Raw genomic sequence first — 540 nt, 5'->3', positions numbered from 1 at the left:
CTGCGCATCCGGGTAATCGACCAGTACCGCCAACCGTTCGACGCCATTCTCAAAGCTCTCATGCCCGCGAGGAACTAGACGACTTCGACATCGAACTCGCAATGTGCAACTCATCGGACCGTTGGTTTTCGCACGAAGAACCGGGCTACGAAACATCGACCGGCACGACTGCGCGCACATCGTTGACGACTTTCTCGCCGCCCACCAACGCACACACACCCCTCCACCGGAACGCACGATCAACCCGACCGCAACGCAAAGAATTGGTCGAATCGCGCCGCCACTGGCAAAACAAGTTCGGCGAATGGCTCGCTGCCAAACATGGTCAGTCCACTTAGCGGCGGGACGCGAACCCGGGATGACTGAATGGCAGACCACGTGAGAAGGCGACGCCTATGGTCGCGCCCGCGCCATCGATGATTCCCCACGTCGTTTCCAACAGGTGTGCGGCGAAGAACTTGTCGTCCACCCCTTGCTCACGACCGCCGTCGGTCCACCACTGCGTCGCAGATAGACCAGAACCCAGAATGGACGCCACTG

Annotated in this window: 2 pseudogenes; one reads left to right on the top strand and one right to left on the bottom strand. The window is 60.0% G+C overall.

Annotation, left to right across the window (positions count from 1 at the left end):
• Positions 1-226 (top strand): annotated as a pseudogene (locus GM1_RS23330) (TetR family transcriptional regulator); the annotation flags it as partial.
• A 108-nt stretch (positions 227-334) separates the two neighbouring features.
• On the opposite strand, the pseudogene GM1_RS22860 reads toward GM1_RS23330, so the two are convergent.
• Positions 335-540: pseudogene (locus GM1_RS22860) on the bottom strand (TetR/AcrR family transcriptional regulator); the annotation flags it as partial.

This window comes from Gordonia malaquae NBRC 108250 (genome assembly GCF_000344135.1).
In the GTDB taxonomy this organism is placed as follows: domain Bacteria; phylum Actinomycetota; class Actinomycetes; order Mycobacteriales; family Mycobacteriaceae; genus Gordonia; species Gordonia malaquae.
This window is presented reverse-complemented; position numbering and strand designations above follow the sequence as displayed.